Annotated in this window: 23 protein-coding genes; 11 read left to right on the top strand and 12 right to left on the bottom strand. The window is 65.5% G+C overall.

Features of this window, described 5'->3' with window-relative positions:
* Positions 1 to 4 precede the first annotated feature (4 nt).
* The 3 genes from mmsA to ACSQ1X_RS17650 all read right to left on the bottom strand — a co-directional run bounded on the left by mmsA (position 5) and on the right by ACSQ1X_RS17650 (position 4,194).
* On the bottom strand, positions 5 to 1,534 hold the full coding sequence (gene mmsA, locus ACSQ1X_RS17660) for a multiple monosaccharide ABC transporter ATP-binding protein (RefSeq protein ID WP_436058616.1): 1,530 nt from the start codon (positions 1,532 to 1,534) through the stop codon (positions 5 to 7).
* Between the two features lie 107 nt (positions 1,535 to 1,641).
* Positions 1,642 to 2,766, bottom strand: coding sequence for a multiple monosaccharide ABC transporter substrate-binding protein (gene chvE, locus ACSQ1X_RS17655; protein WP_436058615.1), 1,125 nt, complete (start codon positions 2,764 to 2,766; stop codon positions 1,642 to 1,644).
* A gap of 315 nt (positions 2,767 to 3,081) precedes the next feature.
* Positions 3,082 to 4,194, bottom strand: a complete 1,113-nt coding sequence (locus ACSQ1X_RS17650; RefSeq protein WP_436058614.1) for a DNA alkylation repair protein — start codon at positions 4,192 to 4,194, stop codon at positions 3,082 to 3,084.
* 146 nt (positions 4,195 to 4,340) lie between these two features.
* Here ACSQ1X_RS17650 and ACSQ1X_RS17645 point away from each other — a divergent pair, with 146 nt between their 5' ends.
* Together ACSQ1X_RS17645 and ACSQ1X_RS17640 are read left to right on the top strand one after the other, a co-directional pair.
* A complete protein-coding gene (locus ACSQ1X_RS17645) occupies positions 4,341 to 5,123 on the top strand; it encodes a phosphatase PAP2 family protein (protein ID WP_436058613.1) in 783 nt (260 codons plus the stop codon).
* A 6-nt stretch (positions 5,124 to 5,129) separates the two neighbouring features.
* The gene (locus ACSQ1X_RS17640; protein ID WP_436058612.1) at positions 5,130 to 5,435 is read left to right on the top strand and encodes an MmcQ/YjbR family DNA-binding protein; all 306 of its coding nucleotides are present in this window, start codon (positions 5,130 to 5,132) and stop codon (positions 5,433 to 5,435) included.
* 42 nt (positions 5,436 to 5,477) lie between these two features.
* On the opposite strand, the gene ACSQ1X_RS17635 is transcribed toward ACSQ1X_RS17640, so the two are convergent.
* Positions 5,478 to 5,774: a MerR family transcriptional regulator gene (locus ACSQ1X_RS17635; protein ID WP_055807284.1), complete on the bottom strand. Its 297-nt coding sequence runs from the start codon at positions 5,772 to 5,774 to the stop codon at positions 5,478 to 5,480.
* A gap of 141 nt (positions 5,775 to 5,915) precedes the next feature.
* On the opposite strand from ACSQ1X_RS17635, the gene ACSQ1X_RS17630 reads away from it, so the two are divergent.
* The 4 genes from ACSQ1X_RS17630 to ACSQ1X_RS17615 all read left to right on the top strand — a co-directional run bounded on the left by ACSQ1X_RS17630 (position 5,916) and on the right by ACSQ1X_RS17615 (position 8,806).
* On the top strand, positions 5,916 to 6,341 hold the full coding sequence (locus tag ACSQ1X_RS17630) for an Hsp20/alpha crystallin family protein (RefSeq protein ID WP_055807675.1): 426 nt from the start codon (positions 5,916 to 5,918) through the stop codon (positions 6,339 to 6,341).
* A gap of 118 nt (positions 6,342 to 6,459) precedes the next feature.
* The gene (locus ACSQ1X_RS17625; RefSeq protein ID WP_436058611.1) at positions 6,460 to 6,858 is read left to right on the top strand and encodes a J domain-containing protein; all 399 of its coding nucleotides are present in this window, start codon (positions 6,460 to 6,462) and stop codon (positions 6,856 to 6,858) included.
* A gap of 18 nt (positions 6,859 to 6,876) precedes the next feature.
* Positions 6,877 to 7,266 carry a hypothetical protein gene (locus tag ACSQ1X_RS17620; protein WP_436058610.1) on the top strand — a complete coding sequence of 130 codons (390 nt, stop codon included), beginning with the start codon at positions 6,877 to 6,879 and terminating at the stop codon, positions 7,264 to 7,266.
* A gap of 40 nt (positions 7,267 to 7,306) precedes the next feature.
* Positions 7,307 to 8,806 carry a GH1 family beta-glucosidase gene (locus ACSQ1X_RS17615; RefSeq protein WP_436058609.1) on the top strand — a complete coding sequence of 500 codons (1,500 nt, stop codon included), beginning with the start codon at positions 7,307 to 7,309 and terminating at the stop codon, positions 8,804 to 8,806.
* A gap of 42 nt (positions 8,807 to 8,848) precedes the next feature.
* Here the strand turns inward: ACSQ1X_RS17615 and ACSQ1X_RS17610 are convergent, their stop codons facing one another.
* The 3 genes from ACSQ1X_RS17610 to ACSQ1X_RS17600 form a co-directional block, all read right to left on the bottom strand.
* The gene (locus ACSQ1X_RS17610; RefSeq protein ID WP_436058608.1) at positions 8,849 to 9,907 is read right to left on the bottom strand and encodes an App1 family protein; all 1,059 of its coding nucleotides are present in this window, start codon (positions 9,905 to 9,907) and stop codon (positions 8,849 to 8,851) included.
* A gap of 89 nt (positions 9,908 to 9,996) precedes the next feature.
* A complete protein-coding gene (locus tag ACSQ1X_RS17605) occupies positions 9,997 to 10,728 on the bottom strand; it encodes a DUF72 domain-containing protein (protein WP_436058607.1) in 732 nt (243 codons plus the stop codon).
* Between the two features lie 34 nt (positions 10,729 to 10,762).
* Positions 10,763 to 11,644 (bottom strand): aldo/keto reductase, encoded by an 882-nt coding sequence (locus tag ACSQ1X_RS17600; protein WP_436058606.1) that lies wholly within the window; start codon positions 11,642 to 11,644, stop codon positions 10,763 to 10,765.
* Positions 11,645 to 11,691: 47 nt separating this feature from the next.
* Between ACSQ1X_RS17600 and ACSQ1X_RS17595 the strand changes: the two genes are divergently transcribed.
* The 5 genes from ACSQ1X_RS17595 (at position 11,692) to ACSQ1X_RS17575 (ending at position 16,113) form a co-directional block, all read left to right on the top strand.
* Positions 11,692 to 13,485: a glycoside hydrolase family 15 protein gene (locus ACSQ1X_RS17595; protein WP_436058605.1), complete on the top strand. Its 1,794-nt coding sequence runs from the start codon at positions 11,692 to 11,694 to the stop codon at positions 13,483 to 13,485.
* 106 nt (positions 13,486 to 13,591) lie between these two features.
* Positions 13,592 to 14,464, top strand: a complete 873-nt coding sequence (locus ACSQ1X_RS17590; RefSeq protein ID WP_436058604.1) for a fumarylacetoacetate hydrolase family protein — start codon at positions 13,592 to 13,594, stop codon at positions 14,462 to 14,464.
* A gap of 84 nt (positions 14,465 to 14,548) precedes the next feature.
* The gene (locus ACSQ1X_RS17585) at positions 14,549 to 14,926 is read left to right on the top strand and encodes a VOC family protein (protein ID WP_436058603.1); all 378 of its coding nucleotides are present in this window, start codon (positions 14,549 to 14,551) and stop codon (positions 14,924 to 14,926) included.
* A 115-nt stretch (positions 14,927 to 15,041) separates the two neighbouring features.
* Positions 15,042 to 15,353 carry a DUF1508 domain-containing protein gene (locus tag ACSQ1X_RS17580; protein ID WP_055807253.1) on the top strand — a complete coding sequence of 104 codons (312 nt, stop codon included), beginning with the start codon at positions 15,042 to 15,044 and terminating at the stop codon, positions 15,351 to 15,353.
* 61 nt (positions 15,354 to 15,414) lie between these two features.
* Complete coding sequence (locus tag ACSQ1X_RS17575; RefSeq protein WP_436058602.1) at positions 15,415 to 16,113, top strand: HAD family hydrolase; 699 nt, start codon at positions 15,415 to 15,417, stop codon at positions 16,111 to 16,113.
* 24 nt (positions 16,114 to 16,137) lie between these two features.
* Here ACSQ1X_RS17575 and ACSQ1X_RS17570 read toward each other — a convergent pair whose 3' ends face one another.
* The 5 genes from ACSQ1X_RS17570 to aceB all read right to left on the bottom strand — a co-directional run bounded on the left by ACSQ1X_RS17570 (position 16,138) and on the right by aceB (position 21,513).
* Entirely contained in the window at positions 16,138 to 16,356 is a 219-nt protein-coding gene (locus tag ACSQ1X_RS17570) for a hypothetical protein (protein WP_055807248.1), read from the bottom strand.
* Positions 16,357 to 16,494: 138 nt separating this feature from the next.
* Positions 16,495 to 17,658, bottom strand: a complete 1,164-nt coding sequence (locus ACSQ1X_RS17565) for a serine hydrolase domain-containing protein (RefSeq protein ID WP_436058601.1) — start codon at positions 17,656 to 17,658, stop codon at positions 16,495 to 16,497.
* A gap of 155 nt (positions 17,659 to 17,813) precedes the next feature.
* Positions 17,814 to 18,626 (bottom strand): bifunctional allantoicase/(S)-ureidoglycine aminohydrolase, encoded by an 813-nt coding sequence (locus tag ACSQ1X_RS17560; RefSeq protein ID WP_043431026.1) that lies wholly within the window; start codon positions 18,624 to 18,626, stop codon positions 17,814 to 17,816.
* Positions 18,627 to 18,636: 10 nt separating this feature from the next.
* Positions 18,637 to 19,911, bottom strand: coding sequence for a DUF6986 family protein (locus tag ACSQ1X_RS17555; protein WP_436058600.1), 1,275 nt, complete (start codon positions 19,909 to 19,911; stop codon positions 18,637 to 18,639).
* A 3-nt stretch (positions 19,912 to 19,914) separates the two neighbouring features.
* A complete protein-coding gene (gene aceB, locus ACSQ1X_RS17550) occupies positions 19,915 to 21,513 on the bottom strand; it encodes a malate synthase A (RefSeq protein WP_436058599.1) in 1,599 nt (532 codons plus the stop codon).
* Positions 21,514 to 21,539: the final 26 nt, after the last annotated feature.

Below are 21,539 nucleotides of genomic sequence, written 5' to 3'. Positions count from 1 at the left end.
GTCGCTATTCCTTCTCTTTGGTCATAAGGTGCATGAGGGTCTCCTGTGAAGCGTCGGCGATGGGCACTTCGCCGGTGATGTGGCCTGCTGACAGCGTGTAGATCCTGTCGCAGATGCCCAGCAGTTCGGGGAGTTCGGAGGAGATCACGATGACCGCCTTACCCTCTGCCGCGAGCTTGGTGATGATCGTGTAGATCTCGAATTTGGCCCCGACGTCGATGCCGCGGGTAGGTTCGTCCAGGATCAGCACGTCGGGGTCGGAGAACATCCACTTACTCAGCACGACCTTCTGCTGGTTGCCGCCGGACAGCTTGCCGGTGATGGCAGCCACTGACGGTGCCTTGATGTTCATGCTTTGCCGGTAGCTGTTGGCGACGATGGTTTCCTGGTTCTTGTCCACCCAGCCGCCCTTGGCCAGTTTCCGCAGGGCCGCCATGGAGATGTTCCGCTTGATGTCTTCAATGAGGTTCAGGCCGTAGTGCTTGCGATCCTCGGTGGCGTAGGCGATGCCGTGCTTAATGGCATCCGACACTGTGGAAGTGTTGATCTCCCGGCCGTGCTTGTAGACCTTCCCGGACATGGCAGTGCCGTACGTCCGGCCGAAGACGCTCATGGCCAGTTCCGTCCTGCCGGCGCCCATGAGGCCGGCCAGTCCCACCACCTCGCCCTTTCGGACGTTGAGGCTCGCGTTGGTCACCACCATCCGGGTGTGGTCCTGCGGGTGCCGCACCGACCAGTCTTCGATCCGGAGGACTTCCTCGCCGATTTTCGGGTCGCGGTCCGGATAGAGGCTGTCCAGGTCCCGGCCCACCATGCCGCGGATAATCCGTTCCTGCGTAATTTGGCCCTCATCCAGCCGCAGGGTTTCGATGGTCTTGCCGTCGCGGATGATGGTGACCGCATCCGCTACCTTGCGGATCTCATTGAGTTTGTGGCTGATGATGATGCTGGTGACGCCTTGGCCCTTCAGGTGCAGGATGAGGTCCAGCAGGTGGCCGGAGTCCTCGTCGTTCAGCGCGGCCGTTGGCTCGTCCAGGATGAGGAGTTTGACCTCTTTGGAGAGTGCCTTGGCGATTTCGACGAGTTGCTGCTTCCCGACGCTGATGTGCTGGACGGGCGTGACGGGGTTTTCGCTGAGTCCCACCCTGGCCAGCAGCTTGGCAGCCTCCAGGTTTGTCTTGCGCCAGTCCACCCACCCGTTCTTCGTCAGCTCATTGCCGAGGAAGATGTTTTCAGCAATCGAAAGATAGGGGCTTAGCGCCAGCTCCTGGTGGATGATGACGATGCCGCGCTTCTCGCTGTCGCTGATGCTGTTGAACGTGCACGGTTCGTTTTCGAAGAGGATGTCTCCGTCGAAGGAGCTGTGCGGGTAGACCCCGGAGAGCACCTTCATGAGCGTGGATTTTCCCGCGCCGTTTTCACCGCAGATGGCGTGCACCTCGCCACGCTTCACATCCAGCGTGACGTTCTGGAGGGCCTTGACGCCCGGGAAGGTCTTGGTTATTCCTCGCATTTGAAGAATGGGTGTGTTCATCGTCAATTCCCACTGACTGGTCGGTTCTGGGCCGTCCTGCGGCTGCAGGGGCCTGCCGGACGGGTTGTGGCCGGGCCGGCGACGGCCCGGCCACAACCCCGCCACGGCTACTTGACGTCGGCGTCGGTGTAGTAGCCCGAGTCGATGAGTTCCTTCTTGTAGTTGTCCTTGGTGATGATCACGGACTCCAGCAGGTAGGACGGGACAACCTTGACCTTGTTGTTGTAGGTCTTCGTGTCGTTGACCTCCGGCTCCTTGCCCTTCAGCACGGCGTCGACCATCTTGACGGCCTGGGCGCCCAGCTGGCGGGTGTCCTTGAAGATGGTGGAGTACTGCTCGCCGGCGACGATGGACTTCACTGAGCCCTTCTCGGCATCCTGGCCGGTGACGACGGGCAGGCTTCCCTTGGAGTAGCCGCCGGTGCTGGTCAGCGCCGAGATGATGCCGATGGACAGTCCGTCATAGGGGGACAGCACGCCGTCCAGCTTGGTGCCGGAGCTGTAGGCGGCGGTGAGGATGTCCTCCATGCGCTTCTGGGCAACGGGTGCCTGCCAGCGGAGGATGGCTGCCTGTTCGAACTTGGTCTGACCACTCGGAACCTTCAGCGTGCCGGCTTCCATGAAGGGCTTGAGGGTGTCCATGGCGCCGGTCCAGAAGAAGTTGGCGTTGTTGTCATCCGGGCTGCCCGCGAATAGCTCGATGTTGAAGGGCCCCTTGCCCTCCACCTTCTTGCCGCTGGCGTCGAGGAGGCCCAGGCCGGTGAGCAGCGAGGTGGCCTGCTGGACGCCCACCGTGTAGTTGTCGAACGTGGTGTAGAAATCCACATTGGGCGTCCCGTTGATGAGGCGGTCGTAGGCGATGACCTTGACGTTCTGCTCCTTCGCCTTGGCCAGTACGTCAGTGAGCGTGGTGCCGTCGATTGCGGCAATGATGAGGGACTTGGCGCCCTTGGTCAGCATGTTTTCGATCTGTGACACCTGTGTGGGGATGTCGTCATTGGCGAACTGCAGGTCCGTCTTGTATCCCAGGTCCTTCAAGGACTTCTCGACATTCCCGCCATCGGCGATCCAGCGCTCCGAGGTCTGCGTGGGCATTGAGATGCCCACGAGCGCCCCCGAATTATCCGCGCTGGCGGCCGGGGTAGCGGCGCCGCCCCGGCTGCCGCAGCCTGTGGCCCCCACCGTCACTGCGAGGACGACGGCGAACGCGCCCAGGAGTTTCTTGATTCTCACTATGTTCTCCTTCCGCGGACGGCTCGGTCCGCGAACTGGTGCTAAACCGGAAAGCATCTGCGCTTCACGGCGGTGGGGCCGGCCGGGAGGATCCGGTCGACTGATGAGGCGGACCGGAGCCCGCTCATCGGAAGTTGATCTCGCCGGAAGGAGCGCAGGGCTCCGGTGCCAGCAGGATGATGTTCGAAATCATAGACTGAGTTGTTAGCGCTAACAACTCGTTGAGTTTAGCTCTCAGTTGCCTGTGAGTCAAATCACATTTATAACGTCTGGCGCATCCCCGCGGTTGAGTTGCTGCTGCCGTCCCGCAGTCGGTCAGACCTCGACGAGGAACTGCGTATGGGCGTACCGGATGCCGTTGATCTGGAGCTCCAGGGCGTGGCTGCCAGGGTGGTGCACGCGGGTGGTCATCTGGCGGAAGGCGTGCCGCTTGGACATGGTCCGGGTTTCACCGGGGTTCAGGGTCAGGGCCGTCAGTTTGAAGACCTTTTCTGCCTGGGAGCCGTTCGCCTTCCTATAGTGCACGATGTAGTCCACCGCGAGCTTGGCCGGGGCGGCCCCCGTGTTGGAGATCTCGAATTCGAAGGCGGGGTCCGCCGGCAGCGCCACGGTATCCCGGTCCAGCCTGGGCGGGGACACCGAGAGCGACGCCGGAGCGAACCCCTGGAGGGCCAGGGCGCCAGGGTGGGCCTTCTTGATCAGGGTGCGCAGCCCGTGGCGGACCACCCACGGCGTATTGGCATCCGGGGCTGCTGTCCACGCCGCAGCCGCAGCCACGACTGCCTCGGGAGAGTGGCGTGCCAGGTCATTGAGGTGGTTTGCCACCGAACGGCGAACGTATTCGTGCGGATCCCGGTAGAGGGCGTCGAGGATGGGGATCGTGGCCTCAGGGCGCTGGATCAGGCCCGGAACCCGGACTGCCCAGGGGAGGTACGGGCGGGTCCCTTCGCTGGCGAGGCGGCGCACATGCGCGTCGGGGTGGGCGGTCCAGGTCATCACGACGGCGAGTGCACGGTCCAGGTCGGCGGCCAGCAGCCGCCGGATGGCGAATTCCCCGGTCAGCCGCGGAGTCAGCTCGGCGAGAAGCTGGAGGCAGTCTTCAAAATCGGCGGATCCGGTCGATTCGAGGGCGAGTGCCACTGCTGTTTCCGTGACCGGCCATATGGTCCAGCCGGTGAAGTCGGGGTCGGTGAGGGCGCGGCGGAAGATGTGCGCCGCCGTCGAATAGTCCCCGGGACTTCCGGCAGCGGCCAGATCCGCGAGCAGTCCCCGGCTCACGTGGTCGGTCCGTTCGCGCAGGCTAAGGTCCGCCAGCGAGGCACCGGCAGCTTCGGCGTTGGACCAGGACACGGCGGGGGCGGCATGCGCGAGCACGCGCACCAGCCTGCCGACCGCGGCCTGGTCAATAAGTTCGTTCATGGCACCCATGCAGTCAGGCTACCGGTGCGGCCGTCGAGGCGGGTGCGCCGAGGATGCCGGCGGAACCGGATTCCCGGTACCGCGAGCCAAAATCGCGGAACCGGGATAATGTCAGCGGACACAAATCTATAAGACTGCATAGGTGGAAGCGGCACATGGCTGAAGATCGATCCCGGAAATCGCCTCACTGGTGGCGGGTTTTCCATGACAAATTCGTCGTCGAAGAACGGTATATGAGCGCTGCGTCCCGGAAGAACCTCTACCGCATCGCCGTGATCCTGATGATCCTGGGCACCGGACTCTTCCTGTTGACCTTGACGGACGTCCTGGGGCGGGACGGCCTGACCGGACTGGATGAACCCGCGCGGTCCTGGCTTGTCACCCAGCGCTCGGAGCCGATCACGGCCCTGATGATCTTCCTCGCGATTGTCTTCGGGCCTGTTGCCCTGCCGATCATCGTGCTGGTTGTCACCGTGGTGTGGGGCATCGCCGCCAAGCACGCCTGGCGGCCACTGCTTCTGGCAGGCGCCATGCTCACCGGAGTTGCGCTCGCACAAATCATCGGCCGGTCGGTCGGCCGCCAGCGCCCGCCCCTGGACCTCATGCTCTTCGGCCCAGACGTCACGTTCTCCTTCCCCTCGGGGCATGTGCTCGGTGCCTGCGATTTCCTGCTGGTCACCACGTTCCTGATCTTCTCGCGCCGCCAAAGCACGTGGCCGGCAGTGGCCGGCTTCGCCGCGGCCCTCTTCGGGATTTTCCTTGCCTCAATCAGCCGGCTCTACCTCGGCTACCACTGGGTCAGCGATGCACTCGCCTCCCTGTTCATCTCCTTCGTGGTCCTGGGCGCCGTCATTGCCTTGGACACCTGGCGAACGGCCCGTATCCCGGGAGAACATATCACCGGTGAACTGTCCAAGGCCGATACGGTCGAAAACTAGCCGCGGGTGGCAGACGAAGAGGACGTCCGCCGCCTCTGCCTGTCACTGCCGGGCGTCACGGAACGGCCCAGTTGGAACCAGCCCGCGTGGTTCGCACGGACCCTGATGGCCAGGATCTGGGAGGACGGCGTCCTCACCGTCAAGACCCGTGAACGGGAAGCGCTCGCCGGAACAAACCCGGAAACGTACTTCTGGACTCCGCACCATGAGCGGTCACCGCAGCTGGTCCTGGTCCGGCTGTCCCTGATCGACGGGCAGGAACTGGCGGAGCTCCTCGAGGAGTCCTATCTGATTGCCGGTGGCCGGCCCTGATCCTCTCTGCCATTCGGGTCAGCCCGGGGTCGGCACTATTGGTCAGTCGCGCAAGCGTGCGCGGGCTCTTTTCAGTTCGACCCTGAGCCTGGCGTTGTCCGCCTCGAGTTGCAGCACCTTGGCCACGCCGGCCAGGTTGAGCCCCTCATCCAGCAGTTCGCCGATGCGTTTGAGTACGGCGAGGTCGGCATCGCTGTACTGCCGCGTCCCGCCGGAGGTGCGGTCCGGGGTGAGCAAGCCTTTCCTCTCGTATAGCCTGATGTTCTGCTGGCCGGTTCCCACCAGGTGGGCCACCACGGAGATCGCGTACAGGCCTGTCTCCGCACTGCGCTCTGCCATGATCCTCCCAAAGATTTTCGGGCCAAATGCCCTTGCCACAGTTTCTCACCAGTGCTATAAAAAATCTATACCAGCCACGATAGATATTGGCGGGTACCGAGAAAGAACTGGAACAACCACAAGCTGAAGGAGTGGGACATGATGTTGATGCGTACGGACCCGTTCCGTGAACTGGACAGGCTCACCCAGCAGGTGTTTGGAACCGCGGCGCGGCCCGCGGCCATGCCGATGGATGCCTGGCAGGAAGACGGGGAGTTCGTCGTCGCGTTCGATCTGCCAGGAGTCGACGTCGACTCTGTGGACCTCAATGTTGAGCGGAACGTACTGACTGTTCGGGCTGAACGGCGCGATCAAACCCAGCCCAACGTGGAATTGGTCGTTTCGGAGCGACCCCGCGGCGTCTTCAGCCGCCAGCTGATCCTCGGTGACACCCTGGACACGGAGAACGTCAAGGCCAGCTACGACGCCGGTGTGCTGACCCTCCGCATCCCTGTTGCCGAGCAGGCGAAGCCGCGCAAGATCGCGATCGAAACCAAGCACGACACGATGCACGAGATCAGCACCTAGTCGTCAATCAAGCGCCCCGGGGCGGCAGCCGGTCGGTACCGGCCGCCGCCCCGGCACGCAGCCCCGGCACGCAGCCGCCGCAGCCGCCCCGCGACGAGGCAGGCAGTGTGAAAACGCGATGACCAACCAGTTGCCTGACTACTACGGCGTACTGAACGTGGCCAGGACGGCCACGCGTCAGGAGATTTCGCGTGCGTATCGGGCCCTGATGCGGCTCCATCATCCCGACCTCCGGGACCGGTCCGGCAACCCGGATTGGTCCAGTGAAGGTGCCGGCGGCTCGGACGGCATAGCCAACAGCGGGCTGCTGGGCATCATGGAAGCCTTCGCGGTGCTCAGTGATGCGAAAACGCGCGCTGAATATGACCGCGCACTGTCCGTTACGCACATCAACCGCGATTTCAACCGCGGCGGGCCTCGCGAGGTGCCGGTCCGCCGGGTACACACTCCGCAGCCCCCGCTGCTGCGGGTCACACCAGTGCTTTGGGAGCGCGGCCCCTGGCCGGGCACCGGATAAGTAGAAGAGGAGCAGTCCATGAGCGCTTGGCGCCGTTTTGATTCCCATCTGATTCCGGCGTTCCACGAACGCTTCGAGCAAAGGTGGGGCGTGGGCACAGCCCCGTTCCTGGACCCCGAGGCCCACGAGGAGCCGCTCCCGCGGGCCCAGTGGATCCATCCTGAGACGGGTGCGGCACTGGCCGTGGTTCCCATCTGGACCCCGGATGACAGCCAGCACCGGTCCTTTGGGGTCTTCTATCTTCCGCCGGGCGGTGACATCTGGGTGCTTCGCCCGGGCTTCACGGGCTACCTTGAACCTGCCGCGGACGACTCCGAGCACCTGATCACGCTCCGCAACGATGCCTTCAAGAAGGCACTGGCACACGCCAAGGAATTCCTCTTCGGCTCCGACGCCACGGTGCACTAAAATCAGTCCACTATCGGAAACCACATAAGGGATCAAGCAGATGAACTATTCCGCCAAGGACCTGGCTGCCAGGATCCCCCCATCATTCACTCTGGGCGTCGCCACAGCGGCCTTCCAGATTGAGGGCGCCCTCGACGAGGACGGCCGCGGACCGTCCGGATGGGACGTGTTTGCGAAGAAGCCCGGCGCAATAGTGGACGACCACAGCCCCGTCACGGCCTGTGACCACTACCACCGGATGCCCGAAGACGTGGCGCTGATGAAGGACCTGGGTGTGGATTCCTACCGGTTCTCGCTGTCCTGGTCCCGTATCCAGCCCGGCGGAAGCGGCCCGGTCAACCCGAAGGGCCTGGATTTCTACGACCGCCTGCTGGACCAGTTGCTGGCCAGCGGCATCTCACCCATGGTCACCCTGTACCACTGGGACACGCCCCTGCCGCTCGACGAAGCCGGTGGCTGGCTGAACCGGGACACGGCATACCGGCTCGGCGAGTTTGCTTCCATCGCGGCCGCGGCATTCGGCGACCGCGTGGCCCGCTGGGTCACCGTCAATGAGCCGGCCACCGTGACAACCAACGGCTACGCCCTGGGCCTCCACGCGCCCGGCGAAGCGCAGTTGCTTAACGCGCTGCCCACCGTGCACCACCAGCTCCTTGGCCACGGCCTGGCCATGCAGGCACTGCGTGCAGCCAACGTCCCTGGCGAGATCGGCATCACCAACGTCTACTCACCCATGATTCCGGCCTCTATCAACCCGCTGGACAAGCTGAGCTCAACGCTTATGGACGTCTTCCAGAACAGGCTGTTCGCCGATCCTGTCTTGCTCGGGAAGTACCCGGACGTCATCCGGGCCGCCACGTTCTTCAGTTCGTTCAGCCCCTCCGACGAAGACCTGCAACTAATCTCGCAGCCGCTGGATTTCTACGGGCTTAACTACTACATGCCTACGATGGTCGCGGCCGGGCCCGGCGACGGCGCAGTTCCTCCCGGGATGGCGGAGGCCATGGGGGATGACCTCAGCGGCAGCGCTCCCGGCGCGCCCTTCCACATCACCGAGTTTCCCGACGCCGAGACCACGGCATACGGGTGGCCGATCAGGCCCGACTACATGCCAGTGGCGCTTACCGAAATGGCCGAACGCTACCCCGACCTGCCGCCGGTCTTCATCACGGAAGGCGGAGCGAGCTTTGAGGACCTGGTGGTGCGGGACAAGGCCGGGGATCGGATCATCATTCCGGACGAGCGCCGCCTGCGCTATCTCGCCGAGCACATTTCCAGCGCGGTGGAGGCCACAAGCCCCGGAGGCCCCGCGGAATCCATTGATTTGCGCGGCTATTACGTCTGGTCCCTGCTCGACAACTTCGAGTGGTCCGCGGGCTATAAGCAGCCGTTCGGCCTTCTGCATGTCGACTTTGAGACGCTGAACAGGACACCCAAAGCCTCTTACTACTGGCTCCAGGAGCTGCAGGAAGCCCGCAAGGACGGAGCAGCCACGGCAGTCAATTCGAGTGCGGCGGGTGAGCCGGAGCCGGTGGCATGACGCCTCACGCGGCCGGCCGCGCGCCGGCCGCGCGTTCGCCTGCTAGACGATCTTGAGGTCGGCGAGGCCCTTGGTGATGCCTGCGCCGTCGGGGGAGTAGATCCACGGGACCTTTGAGCCCGTGTGGTCCCCGTTCTCCGAGTGACCGCCGGCCAGGACGGACTCGCCCACCGAGAGCTGGCGGATGGCGATCGCGGCCACACGCTCGCCGTGATCCCGGGCAAACCTGGAGTAGATCTGCTCGTCGTGCTGGCCGTTGTCGCCAATCAGCAGCCAGCGCATATCGGGGAATTCCTTGGCGAGCCGGTCCAGGTTGCCGTTCTTGTGCTCCTGGCCGCTGCGGAACCAGCGGTCCTGGGTCAGCCCCCAATCCGTCAGCAGGAGGGGACCGGAAGGATACATGTTGCGGGTCAGGAACCGTGCCAGCGTGGGTGCGGCATTCCACGGTCCGGTGGACAGGTAGATCACCGGCGCATCGGGGTGCTCCACCACCAGGCGGTCCATCAGCACCGGCATTCCGGGCGTGGCCATGCGTGCCCGCTCACTGAGCACGAAGGTGTTCCACAGGGCTAGGAACGGCCTGGGCAGCGCCGTGACCATCACGGTGTCGTCGATGTCTGACACGATGCCGAACTTGGTGTCAGGACCTATCACGATGATGTTGGCCTGCACCGCTTCGGTTCCGACGGCCCGCAGGGTCGCTGTGTGCCAGCCGGGGGAGAGTGCTACGTCCACCACAGTGTCCACGAGGCCGCCGCGGTCCGCCTTGACGCGGGTGGTCACACCCTCGATTTCGATGTCCACTTCGGTGAACTGCAGCGGGACGCTGGTGAACGCCCGCCAGCCGCGGATGTTCTGGTTGCCGTTTTTCGCGGCGTGTTCGGCGCGGCTTCCCGGCTTGGGCTTCGTGGTCAGCACCACCCTGCCGAGGACACGCACCCACGACGTGGAGCCGTACCCCTGGTAGGCGACGGTCTGGGGAACGAAATTCCAGCGCCGGGCAAGCCTAATTCGGACGCTGTTGACAGTGTCCGAGACCCTGTGTGCCGCCCGGAGCGCGTGGGTTCCGGGCAACGATGATTCCTGCGGCGCCAATTCCATGCTTCCACTCTGCCACAACGGCGCCCGTCGGCACCGGCGTGCTGGTACTAAGGCGCCGCACCGTAACAAGCTGCACCGCAAATAAGAAGTCAGCCTTCCCCGAGCAGCCACCGCAAGGTGTCGGCATTCCGCACGGCGTTGCCGCCGCCGTCGTTATTGAAATAGACAAACACGTCCCTGCCCTGGCCTTTCCACTCCCGGATGCGGTCAGCCCACCATCGGAGGTCATCCTCCGAATACGAGCCGCCGTAGAGGTACTCGTGGTCCGGCCCGTGCAGGCGGACGTACACGAATGGCGCCGTGGCCCGCAGGATGCAGGGCAGGTTGGCGCCGCTCATGATGCAATAGGCGGCCCCGTGGCGCTCCAGCAGTGCATACACCTCCGGATGGTCCCAGCTGGGGTGGCGGAACTCCACTGCCACGCGCACCCACCAAGGCAGGGCCGCCAGGAAGTAGTCAAGACGGGCGTCGTCGCGGCCAAGGCCCGGCGGGAGCTGAACCAGCAGCACCGCGCGCTTGTCACCGAGCTCATGCCAGCACTTGATGATCCGCTCCACCCAGGCATCGGGACCGTAGAGCTTCTTGGCATGGGTGAGGCCGCGCGGGGCCTTGACGGACATCATGAAACCCTCCGGAAGGCGCCGGCGCCAGCTGGCGAAGGATGATTCCCGCGGCCAGCGGTAGAAGCTTGCGTTCAGTTCCACCGTGCTGAACCGCGCCACATAGTGGGCCAGCCGGTCGCGGGCCGGAAGGCCCGGCGGGTAGAGCACGTTCTCCCAGTGGTCATAGCTCCAGCCGGATGTGCCGATGTGGATCCCCATGATTTCGTTGGGTGTCAGTCAGTCCGCGCCGGGCTCAGACCTCGCCGGCCCAGTCCGGCGCATGCGGGGCGAACGCGTCTTCCCAACGCCGGCGCTCAAAGTCAGGCAGCGGTCCACGTCCGACGGCGGCGGCCGCGGCCTCAAGGTTGCGCACCTGGGAGGTCCCCACGATCGCCGTGCTCACGCCCGGGCTGAAGGCCGAAAACCGCAGCGCTGTGCCCTGCCAGTCATCCGTTTCCGGCTCGACGTCCATCCGGCGGAGCCTTTCCCAATACGTCTCGCCGTACACGCCCACGGGGCGCTCGGCATGGCGCCAGGGCGCGTTGGCGAGCGGCCGCTTGGCCACCACCCCCAGTCCCTGCCGGCCGGCGGCAGGCAGGACGTCACTCCGCGAGCGCTGGTCTGCGAGGTTCACGGAGGACTGCAGGGCGCCGAAGAGGCCGGCGTTTCCGGCCCAGGCGAGGGCGTCGTTCTCTCCGCTGTAGCCGGGCACCCGGACCTTTCCGGCCTCCACGCAGCGCAGCAGCGCCTCCACGGCATCGCCCTGCTGCAGGACAGCGAGCGGACAGGAATGCAGGAATACGACGTCCATTACGTCCGTTCCCAGTTTCCGCAGGGCCTCGTCGACGCCGCCGGTCACCGCTGCAGCGCTCCAGTCCTCAGCGCCGTCGACGTCGTAGCCCACCTTCGTGGACAGCACCACAGACTCGCGCCGGCCGGGCAGCCAGGAGCCGATCCGTTCCTCGGAGAGGCCGTAGCCCCGTGCAGTGTCGATGAACGTGACGCCCAGATCCGCTGCCCGGTCAAGGAGGCCGTGGGCTTCCCGCTCACTAACGTCGTCATAACCGATATGCCCGGCGCCGAATCCAAGCGCGGACACGGTCAGGGAAGAGTTTCCGAAGTTCCGTTGCAGCATGCCTTGGATAGTAGTCGGCCCGGACCGGTTGTGGCACTGTAAGGTCCATGGCACGCATAGAGGACTACGCCGTGGTGGGCGATCTGCATACGGCTGCCCTGATCAGCACCGAGGGCTCCATCGACTGGCTGTGCCTGCCGAGGTTTGATTCGCCGGCCTGCTTCAACGCGCTGCTGGACACGCCGAAGGCCGGGCGGTGGCTGTTGGCGCCTGCCGACGGCGGGGAGTGCACGCGCCGCCACTACCGCAAGGGAACCCTCATCCTGGAAACGGAGTGGGAAACTCCCGGCGGCAAGGTGAAGGTCATCGACTTCATGCCGCCGCGCGACAGCGTGGCGGACATTGTGCGGATCGTTGTCGGCGTCCGCGGTTCCGTGCGGATGCGAGGCGAACTGGCGCTACGGTTCGACTACGGCCACATCGTGCCGTGGGTCCGGCACGACAACCACGGCATCCACGCCATCGCCGGCCCGGATGCGGCCTATCTGGTCACCGACGCCCCGCTGCGGGGCGAACGCATGCACACTGTCAGCGACTTCACGGTCCGCGCAGGCGAGCGGATTCCTTTCGTGCTGACCTGGACCCCGAGCCACCTGCCCCGGCCCCGGTCCATCGACCCGGAGGCATACCTGGACTCAACGGAGTTGTTCTGGCGCGAATGGTCCGCCAAATGCAAAATCACCGGACCGTACCGGGATGCCATCCAGCGCTCGCTGATCACCCTGAAGGCGCTGACCTACTCTCCGACCGGAGGCATTGTGGCGGCGGTGACCACGTCACTGCCCGAACAGCTGGGCGGCCCCCGCAACTGGGATTACCGGTACTGCTGGCTGCGGGATGCCACGCTGACGCTGCAGGCTCTGCTGGCCGCAGGCTACACCGAGGAGGCGGCGTCCTGGCGGGACTGGCTGCTGCGGGCGGTGGCCGGGGACCCGGCGGACCTGCAGATCATGTACGGCATCCACGGGGAGCGGCGGCTGCCGGAGATGGAGCTGCCGTGGCTGGCGGGGTATGAAAATTCAGCACCCGTCCGGATCGGCAACGGTGCCGCCGGCCAGCTCCAGCTGGACGTGTGGGGTGAGGTGCTGGACTGCCTGGCACTGACCCGGCACTCCCTGCTGAAACACAGCGACGAAGCCTGGGACGTCCAGGTTGCCCTCATGGAACACCTCGAAGGTGCCTGGCAGCGCCCGGACAACGGCTTGTGGGAGATGCGCGGACCGCAGCGCCACTTCACACACTCCAAGGTGATGGCCTGGGTTGCGGCGGACCGGATGGTCAAGGGCGTGCGGGACTTCGGCCTGGTGGGGCCGGCGGACCGCTGGGAGGCCCTGCGCGACACGATCCACGCCGACGTCATGGCGAACGGCTTCGACGCGGAGCGCAATACCTTTGTCCAGTCCTACGGGCGCCCGGAGCTGGACGCGAGCCTACTGCTGATTCCGCGCGTCGGCTTCCTGCCACCGGATGACCCCAGAGTGCTGGGCACCATTGAGGCCGTGCAACGCGAACTCACCCACGACGGTTTCGTGCTCCGGTACCGCCCGGAAGAGGCGGACGACGGGCTGCCGGGCGACGAAGGCGTCTTCCTTGCCTGCTCCTTCTGGCTGGTGGAAGCACTCATCGGCGTGGGCCGGCGCCGCGAAGCCAAGGAGCTGTTCGAACGGCTCCTGGCACTGCGCAACGATGTGGGTCTCCTCAGCGAGGAGTGGGGCGTGGAGTCGGGCCGCCAGCTGGGGAACACGCCGCAGGCATTCAGTCACTTCGCGCTTGTCATGAGTGCCATGGAGCTGCATGAGGACAGTGTCCAGCGCAGTGACGCCCCCATGCACGGGCACTAACCTCCGCCCCGGGCCGGTCACATTTGGTTCAGCTGGGGGCCGGTGCCTGCTGCGTGGTTCCATGGTCACGGAACCTATTGGAGCAGGCACAAAGGAGTGTGGACCGGTGAAATTTGCGCGTCTCGGAGATCCGGGCAGGGAACAGCCGGCCGTTCAGCCGGACGGCCCCGGGGCCAACGGAAAGTGGTTTTCCCTCGACGGCATTGCCGCGGACATTGACGGAGCGTTCCTTGAAGCCGCCGGTGTTGCCCGGGTCCGCGATGCCCTTGCGGCCGGGAGCCTGTCGGCAATCCCCGACGCCGGCACACTTCGCGTCGGCGCACCGCTGGCCCGCCCGGGGGCCGTTGTGGGGATCGGCCTGAACTACGCCGGGCATGCCGCGGAGTCCGGGGCAGCCGTCCCGGAGGTTCCGGTGGTGTTCCTGAAGCCCAGCAACACAGTAGCGGGGCCGTTCGACGACGCCCCCATCCCGCCGCTGTCCGGCAAGTACGACTGGGAAGTCGAGCTGGCTGTTGTGATCGGACGCCGGGCATCCTACCTGGCATCGGCGGACGAGGCCGCGGACTGCGTCGCCGGTTATGTGCTGGCCAACGACCTGTCGGAGCGGGAGTACCAGCTTCCCGGCGCCGCCGGACAGTGGGTGAAGGGAAAGTCGCTCCCAGCCTCCACGCCGCTCGGCCCCTGGTTTGTTCCGGCCGCTGACCTGGATCCGTCGGCCCTGCGGCTGCGGACCTGGGTGAACGGTGAACTGCGCCAGGACTCGTCCACAGCGGACCTCATCTTTGACGTTTCGGCGGTGGTGCACCACCTGAGCCAGTTCATGGTGCTGGAGCCGGGCGATGTCATCCTGACGGGCACGCCCGAGGGTGTGGCTCTTTCGGGGCGCTTCCCCTACCTCCAGGACGGCGATGTGCTGGAACTGGAAGTCGAGGGGCTGGGCCGCCAGCGCCAGGTTCTTCGCCGAACCGCTGCCTCCTGAAGAGCACGCCGGAACCCCTCGCCAAGGGGCCCGGCTTGTGGCACTCTGGGCCGTATCTAACGGATTCCAGGTGCAAGGAGTGCCATGTTCAAGCCAAAAGACGCCTTTTCCAGCTTCAGCGTTGATGATCTGGAGAAGGCCCGGCAGTTCTACGGCGAGACGCTGGGACTGGAAGTTTCCGAAAGCGCGATGGGAACCCTCCAGGTGCAGCTCCCGTCGGGTTCCCGGGTCATGATCTATCCGAAGAATAACCACGAAGCGGCGACATTCACCGTGCTGAACCTTGTCGCGGGGGACGTTGAACAGGCCGTGGACGAGTTGAACAGTCTGGGTGTCCAAACCAAAATCTACGATGACCCTGCAATGCCCACTGATGCCAAGGGGATCATGAAGGAGGGCGGCATGGCGATTGCGTGGTTCAAGGACCCGGCCGGCAATGTGCTTTCGGTGGTCAGTGCCTGAACCAGCCAGTGCCTGAACAAGTCAAGGCTTCAACAAGCCACCGGGACTTCCCTTACCCGCATAGGTAAGTATACTTACTAATACCTCAGGTTGGGGTTGAAGCGGAGGAACTGCAATGGCTGGATATTTCGAACTGGTTGATGCGCCCGACGGCGGATACCGCGTTAAGCTCATCGACGGAAACGGAACGCTGATGGCGATCTCAGTGACCTTCCCCACCAAGCGTGCCGCAGCGGCCGGTGTGGCCAAGGCCAGGGAAATCGCAGGCACCGGGCTGATCCGGGACCTCAGCGAAAGCCAGGACTCCGAGCCGCTGAAGCAGCCACCCGTGCGGCAGCATGTCAAGACACCGAAGAACATAGGCGTCCTGGGGTCCGGGCGGCCAACCGGAGCCACGGGTCTCAAGCGTGCCCGCACGCACTACTGAAACACGGCGAGCCATGTCCCTCAACGCGTGTGTCACCTAACTGCTATGTCACCTGACTGCTGTGTCACCTAACGGGCCGGGCGGCCGGAAGCGCGGCGTCCTCTTCGATGTCGACGGGACCCTGGTCGATTCCTGCTACCTGCACACCCTCGCGTGGTGGCAGGCCTTCCGCGGGGCTGGGCTGGACGTCCCGATGGCGTCCATCCATCGTTCCGTGGGGATGGGCGGTGCGGAGCTGCTGGAGCACCTGCTGCCGGCAGATCGCGACAAGTCGGGAGACCAAGCGATCATGTCCTCCCACGGAGCGGTTTTCGCCACCTTCTGGCCCGCCCTCCGTCCGCTGGACGGGGCCCGGGACCTTCTGGCCCAGTGCTATGAAAGCGGCTTTGCGGTTGCTCTGGCGTCTTCCGCCCGGAAGCAGGACCTTGACGCGCTGCGGTCAGCGCTGCGGGCGGATTCCTATCTTCACGCCGCGACCAGTGCCAACGATGCCAAGGCGGGGAAGCCCGCTCCGGACATCCTGCAAGCGGCGCTGGATGCGGTGGGCCTGCAGGCGGGGGACGTGGTTTACGTGGGCGATGCCGTCTGGGACGTCTACGCCGCCGGCCGGCTTGGCATTCCCACCATCGGACTCACTTGCGGCGGAACCTCCGCCGCCGAGCTGCTGGAGGCCGGCGCCGTGGAAACATACGGGAATCCACGGGAGCTCCTGGCGAACCTGCGCGACAGCGCTATTGGCAGGCTCGCCAGAAGCTCCTAGTCCTGCTCATGGTGCGGGACGGGGTCAGGCGTCGGCGATGGCGCCCTTGTTCCAGGAGACTGCGATACTGACCGAACCGTCGTCGTCCCGTTCAACTTCGGTGATGACATCGGTGGGCCCTGCCCCCATTTCCATCAGCTTGGCGCGGTACGACGTGACCAGTTCTTCAAGGCTGGATTCCGTCCACTCGCCGGGACGCATGCGCGTTGAAATCTCCACCGGCTCTGGTTGATACAGCGTCATTTCGTTGCCTTTCCTCGATGCTCGGATTCTTCAACGCTATGGTCCGCGGCGGCCGCATGCAAGAGATTTACTCAGTGTGCTTAGCTTCGGCGGCGCGCCATGCCGGTACTAGGGGCGCCGGTCCCACCAGCGCGAGTCCTAACAGCTTGAGTTGAGGGCTTCCTCCACGACGTCGACGAGGTCGTCCGCCAGGCCGTTGCCCTTTAAGCTGAAGGGCTGCGGCGGGGAAGCAAGGGAGACCGATGCCTGCCGGGTTCCGTCAGCGCTGGACATCGAAATCGTCCCGTAGCCGGCCGTGTCCGCGGCACGGCCGTAGTAGAAGTTGTTGGTGCAGGTATCGTTCCAGCGCTGGATCCCCATCCCGTACCGGGCGTAAGGCGGGGTCTGCATGTCCGTGACCATGGCCCGTGGAATCAGGCGGCCCTCGAGCAACGCGGCGTAAAAGGTGTTCAGGTCGCCGACGGTGGACACCAGGCCCGCGGCAGGGTCGCCGGCGCGGACTGCGGGGTAGCTGACGTCCAGGCGCTCGCCGGAAGCGGTGACGTAGCCGTGGACCAGCGAGGGAGGGGCGGGACCGCGTTCGGTCATCCGCGTGGTTGTGAGGCCCAGCGGCACTGTCACGTCGGACCGCAGGACGTCGCTGATCGGCAACCCTCGAAGCCGTTCCACGATCATGCCCAGCACGACGTAGTTCGAACCTGAGTACTCATAACCCTGCGCCAGCCTCGGCTCCCACTTCTGGGTCGCGGCCAGGGCGAGGAGTTCCCGGTGGCTGCGGCCGGTGGCCAGCACCTCGCCCAGGCTGCCCTGCTGAAGGAGCGGGATGAGGTAGTCCGGCATCCCGGACTCATGCTGCAGCAGCCGCCGGATCTTGACCGGCCCGGGCGGGCGCATGATGCTCTCGAAGTCCGGCAAATGCTGGCTGACAAGGTCATCAAGGCTGAGCCTGCCTTCAACCGCGAGTTTGAGCACGGACACGGCCACGAAGGACTCGGTCACCCTTCCGATAGGCACGGGATCCTCAATCTCCAGCGGTTCCCCGTCCTCCAGGCTCCTGACGCCGGAGGCCCGGGACCATTCCGCACCCCGAACTTTGGCCTGCATCAGGACGGCGGGGGCGCCGTCGTCGAGCATTTCGTTGCCAAACTCTTCCAGCGCTGCCGCCAGCCGTGCCAGGGACGATGGCTGCTCCGGCGGTTCCGGGGCCGCAGTGCAGCCGCCCAGTGCGGCGACCAGCACGGCGACGGTTGCCGCGGCCGCGGTCCGGAACGGCAGTGCGCGAATCCGTGCCACGGAACTCATGTTCCTCAGGGCATTCCGATGCGTCAATAGCTAACGGATGCCGCCGTCGGAACCCGGATAAAGTCCCGTTAACCCCCAACTGACTCGCAGTTAACGTTGCGAAATCGCGTTTTGGCGACGTTAACTGCCAGTCAGTTGGGGTGGGAAGGCCAGGCCTAGGTCAGGCGGATCTGGCGGTTCATGTCCTTGTACAGCAGGTAGCGGAACTCGCCCGGGCCGCCGGCGTAGCAGGCCTGCGGGCAGAAGGCGCGCAGCCACATGAAGTCGCCGGCCTCCACCTCAACCCAGTCGTTGTTGAGCAGGTACATGGCCTTGCCCTCGAGGACGTACAGGCCGTGCTCCATGACGTGGGTCTCCGGGAACGGGATGACCCCGCCCGGCTGGAACGTCACAATGTTCACCTGCATGTCGTGGGCCAGGTCGCTGGAATCCGTGAAGCGGGTGGTCTTCCAGGCGCCGTCGGTATCCGGCATGGCGGTGGGTTCCACCTCGGCGTCACTGGTGACGAAGGACTTTGCCTCGTAACCCTCAAGCCGCTCATAGGCCTTGCGGATCCATTGGAAGGAGACAATGTCATCCGAGACGTTCTCCAGGCCCCAGGTGGAGCCGGCGGCCAGGTAGGCATAGCCGCCTTCCTCAAGCTGGTGCAGTTCGCCGTCGAGGGTCAGGTTGACCTTTCCCTTGGTGACGAAGACAACGCCTTCGACGCCGGGCTCAAACTCGGCTTTGGGAGCGCCGCCGCCGGGGCCGATCTCCACGATGAGCTGCGAGAACGTGGTGGCAAACCCGGCAATCGGGCGGGCCAGAATCCAGGAGCGGGTGTTGGAGAAACCCGGCAGGGTGCTGGTCACAATGTCGGTCATGACGCCCTTGGGGATGACCGTGTACGCCTCCGTGACGATGGCCCGTTCCGTGGTGAGGTGGGTCTGCGGCGGCAGGCCGCCCTGGGGGTAGTAATACTTTCCCATCATAGGATCCTTACTTCGAAGTGGAGTGGGCCAGCCGCGGGTGCGCAAGGCCGGTCAACTGGGGGATTCCGACGCCGGCAAGCGCCTGGACGTCTTCGGCGCCGACGGCTCCGCACTGGACGCCGCGCAGCACGAACGCGGCCAGGGCGCGGGCGGTGGCGGGTTCGTCCATGACCCCGCCCTCGGTGCGGTCCACGTAGTTGCGCAGCCGGGCCGCCGCGGCGGGCAGGCCCTGGCGGTAGAACGCGTAGGTGGCCGCGAACCGGCTCGGCAGCTGGGCCGGGTGCAGGTCCCAGCCCTGGTAGTAGCCGCGCTCCAGGGAACGCCGCACCAGCCGGCCGTGCAGCTGCCACGCGTTTTCCACGTTGTCGCCCACGGGGATGATGTTGGTGGAGCCGTCCGACAGGCGGATGCCCGTTCCGGCCACCGCCAGCTGCATGACTTCCTTGGCGAAGTCCGCCACCGGGTGCTCCATGGACTGGTATTCCGCCGAGATCTGCAACGAGGCGGAGTAGTCGTAGGTGCCGTAGTGCAGGCCGCTGATCCGTCCCGGGACCGCGTGCGGCAACTGCGCCACCGGCGACGTTCCTTCCGCGCCGAGGATGAGCTGCGGCGTTTCCACCTGCACCTCGAACCGCAGCCGGCCGGCGGGCAGTGAGTGCGCTTCCTCCAGCCGGGAGACGGCGAATTCCATGGCCTTCACCTGCGCCACGGTGGTGACTTTGGGAAGGGTGAGGATCAGGCCCTGCGGCAGCTCGCCCGCCGCTGCCAGCCCGGAAACGAACAGGTCCAGGGTCCGGAGGCCGCGGGCACGGGTAGCCGCTTCGAAGCACTTGAAGCGGATGCCGATGAACGGGGGCGCTGAGCCGGCCGCGACTGCGGCGGCCACGGCGGAAGCCGACGCAACAGCGGCAGCGTCCTCGGCGTCGTCGCCCCTGTCACCGAAACCGTCTTCGAAGTCCAGGCGCAGGTCTTCAATCGGTTCGCTTTCCAGCTTGGCCTGGACGCGTGACGCCACGGCCTCGGCGAGTTCGGTGTCCTGGCCCAGCAAGTGGCCCAGACGCGCTAGGCCGCCGTGGGCTTCCGCCGCCGCCAGCGCCTCGGCGCCCCACTCAGCAGCGAACGACGGCGTGAAACGGTCCGCCGGTACATACACGGTATGCACGGGCTGGCGTGTGCCGTCGTCGCCCGGGTAGTTGCGCTCCAGCAGCCGGTCGGTGGGGGCCAGCTGTGCGTCGATCTGCGCCAGATCGTCCGCGCTGAGGGAGCCGGAGGGAACCGCCATGCCTCAGCCCACCAGTTCGTAGGCCGGGGTGGTGAGGAAATCGGTGTACTCCTCGGACAGGCAGATGTCCCCGATCAGTTCGCTGGCCGGCTTGTAGTACCTGGCGAAGGACTCCTCGCCCACTTCGCCGCGGAGCTTTTCGGTCTCCTCGGCCAGGATGGTGCTGACCAGTTCCCGCGTGACCGTGTTGCCGGTATCGGCCAGGACCACGCTGTTGCGGATCTGCTGCCAGACCTGCGAACGGGAGATCTCGGCCGTGGCGGCGTCTTCCATCAGGTTGTGGATGGCCACCGCGCCGTTGCCCGAGATCCACACGGCCGTGTACGCGACCGCGACGTAGAGGTTCAGGCGAAGCCCGGCCTCCGTGACCTTGCCGTCGGCCGAGGCGATGTCCAGGAGCTGGTCCGCGGTGACGCTGACCTCCGGGCGCTGCTTGTCCAGCTGGTTGGGCCGCTCGCCCAGGACGGAATCGAACACTTCCTGGCACACCGGGACCAGGTCCGGGTGGGCCACCCATGAGCCGTCGAAGCCGTCGTTGGCCTCGCGCGTCTTGTCCGCACGCACCTTCTCGAACGCCTGGGCGGTGACCTCGGGTTCGCGGCGGTTGGGGATGACGGCCGCCATGCCGCCCATGGCAAACGCGCCGCGGTGGTGGCACGTCTTGACCAGCAGCTCGGTGTAGGCGCGCATGAACGGTGCCGTCATGGCCACGGTGGCGCGGTCCGGCAGCACAAACTCCGCCCCGGCGTCGCGGAAGTACTTGATGATGCTGAACAGGTAGTCCCAGCGGCCGGCGTTCAGCCCTGCTGCGTGGTCACGGAGTTCGTACAGGATCTCGTCCATCTCGAACGCTGCAGGGATGGTCTCGATCAGCACGGTGGCCTTGATGGTGCCCTGCGGGATGCCCAGGAAGTCCTGCGCGAAGACGAACACCTCGTTCCAGAGGCGCGCCTCGAGGTGGCTCTCCATCTTGGGCAGGTAGTAGTACGGGCCCTGGCCGTTGAGGAGGAGCTGCTTGGCGGTGTGGAAGAAGTGCAGGCCGAAGTCCACCAGCGCGCCCACGGTGTGTTCGCCGTCGAGCAGGAGGTGGCGCTCATCCATGTGCCAGCCGCGGGGGCGGGCCACCACGACGGCGAGCGGGGCATCGGTGCGGAGCCGGTATTCCTTGCCCTCGGGCGAGGTGTAGCTCAGGGTTCCGGCGGCGGCGTCGCGCAGGTTCAGGATGGCGTCGATGACGTTGGCCCAGGTGGGTGTGCTGGCGTCCTCGAGGTCAGCCAGCCACACCTTGGCACCGGAGTTAAGGGCATTGATGGCCATCTTGGCCGGCGAGGCAGGGCCGGTCATTTCCACGCGGCGGTCCTGCAGCGCGGCAGGCGCCGGAGCCACCTTCCAGTCACCCTCGCGGACATCCTTGGTTTCGGGCAGGAAATCAAGCTTTCCGGTCCGGGCCACCTGCTCGCGCTTGGCCACGCGGGCTTTGAGGAGTTCGGCGCGGGTGCCCGCAAACCGCTTGTGGAGCTCCTCGACGAAGGCCAGGGCCTTCGGGGTGAGGATTTCCTCTGCTCGTGCAATCGGCTGCGGGTCTGTGACTGAGAGAGCCATTGTCCGGGTCCTTTCTGGGCTGCGAA

Origin of the sequence: Arthrobacter sp. LjRoot78 (genome assembly GCF_964254335.1) — a bacterium.
GTDB lineage: Bacteria > Actinomycetota > Actinomycetes > Actinomycetales > Micrococcaceae > Arthrobacter.
This window is presented reverse-complemented; position numbering and strand designations above follow the sequence as displayed.